This is a genomic window from Acidimicrobiales bacterium, from assembly GCA_041394265.1.
Lineage (GTDB): Bacteria > Actinomycetota > Acidimicrobiia > Acidimicrobiales > SZUA-35 > JBBQUN01.
Map to the genome: position 1 here is coordinate 1 of JAWKIO010000002.1, position 1,840 is coordinate 1,840.

Below are 1,840 nucleotides of genomic sequence, written 5' to 3' on the forward strand. Positions count from 1 at the left end.
TGCAGACACTCACGGAAGCGATCGAGTCAGCAGCGAACGCCATCGACTCCGTCGGCGCAGCAATCCGGCACGACTCACGAGCCGACACCTTCCGCGCACGCATTGGAGGCGCTGCACCCATCGAGGCCACCGTCATCGTCGCCAGCGGCTGCCAAGGTGGCATAGGTGCCACGTTCTCGCCGCGGCGAGGCGCAGCACTCGTGATGGCATCGGACCGCGCCGCGATCGCAGACGGTGGAGCACGAATCGAGATCTCCGGCGATGGGCTGACTGCTCGGCTCGAACCCCTCGGTATCGACTTCACACCGGTCCGGCTCGATGCTTCGACAGCCGATGCACTCGCCGCCGCAACCGTCGCCGTAGTCGACCTCCCGGAGGTCGGGCCGGACTCTGTCGACTCCTCGGCGCTTGGACCGCATGCGACAGATGAAGGCGGCAACGACGAAGTACGGCCCAGCGGCGAGCAGGCCGTCATCACCAACCATCGGGTGAACGGACACGAACACGGTGTGGACACCACCCACGTGTTCACCGTCGGCCACGGCGCCGAAATGACGACCACCGACACCCCGTCGAACGGATCAGCCGAACCCACGACCGACTCGGACGGCCAGTTGTTCGCAACGGAGTCGACAGGGCCGGAACTCGTCGTGCGGGTGCTCGGTGTGCCTTCGATCCCAGACCGACCCGACATCGGCCGACGCGAACTCATCCTCGCCGTGCTGCTCGCCTGCCGAGGCGGGACGCTCGCCGCATCGGCTGCGCAAGATGCGCTTTGGGGCGGCAAGCCCGTCGAGCCGAAGACGGTGTGGAACTTCGTCGCTGCAGTCCGGCGGGCGCTCGGCGACTTCGACGACGGCACCCCAGTCATGCCAGCGGCCGACCGTGCCCACGGCACGCTGCGGCTGCACCCGCGTGTCACGACCGACCTCGACCTGCTCCGCAGAGCCGTCGCTGCGGCGGATGAGATGTCATCGACCGAGGCGATGTCAGCGCTGCGCGAGGCACTCTCGATGGTCGAAGGTCCTCCGTTTGACGCCGTCGGCTACGACTGGGCGCACCGGGACCAGGACGTCGCCGAAGCGGCCCGTGTCATCGAACGAGCCGTCGACCGCCTCGTCGCGCTCGCACTGGAAGCCGGACAGCACGACCTCGCCCGACACGCGATCAGTCGAGGGTTGCGCGGCCTCCCGGGAGACGAGCACCTCTACCGGCTCCGCATGCGACTCGAGGCGCACGCCGGAAACACCCGAGGCCTCGTCGGCGCGTACGAGGAGCTGTGCGTGTACCTGGCCGACCTCGAGGTCGAACCGTCGCCAGCGACCACCGCGCTCTACAACGAACTCCGTTCGCAGCGAACCTCGAGCACCGTCAGCTGAGCGGCGGCACGGGCGAGGCGACGATCGTCCAGTTCCCTGGGTTCGCAAACGCTGCGGCCGCCTCGAACAGCGCGATTTGCTCGTCTGCGACCGCGCCACCGACAGTCACAGTCACGTACTCGGCGTTACCCCGAACACGAACCCACTCGCACCCGGCCGCCAACCGACGCAGCTCCTCATAGAACTCAGAGAGCTGCCGTGATGCTGAGACCTCGCAGGGGTCACCGTGAACGACCGTCAAGTGCCGCCGCCCGTGGGCAAGCTCGATGGCCTCACACAGTAGAAGGTGGCTGCTGATGTCCGGCCCCTGAGCGTGCCTCTGGCGGAGGACCGCCCCATGTACGCCGAAGGGGTCCACCTCTCTCTGGTCATCGATACGCATAGCCGTCGTCCTCCGCTGAGCGACCGCGGACCCACGAACACGGTTTCATCGGAGGGTGGGCTGCGTTCAATCCTATTTG

The 1,840-nt window shown here is 67.3% G+C and carries 2 protein-coding genes; one reads left to right on the plus strand and one right to left on the minus strand.

Annotation, left to right across the window (positions count from 1 at the left end; translation table 11 throughout):
- On the plus strand, positions 1-1,379 hold a 1,379-nt coding region (locus R2733_00080), incomplete at its 5' end, for a bacterial transcriptional activator domain-containing protein (GenBank protein MEZ5374873.1).
- Here R2733_00080 and R2733_00085 read toward each other — a convergent pair.
- The gene (locus tag R2733_00085; protein MEZ5374874.1) at positions 1,372-1,761 is read right to left on the minus strand and encodes a hypothetical protein; all 390 of its coding nucleotides are present in this window, start codon (positions 1,759-1,761) and stop codon (positions 1,372-1,374) included. The two genes, R2733_00080 and R2733_00085, sit on opposite strands and share 8 nt — an antisense overlap.
- Between the last annotated feature and the right edge of the window lie 79 nt (positions 1,762-1,840).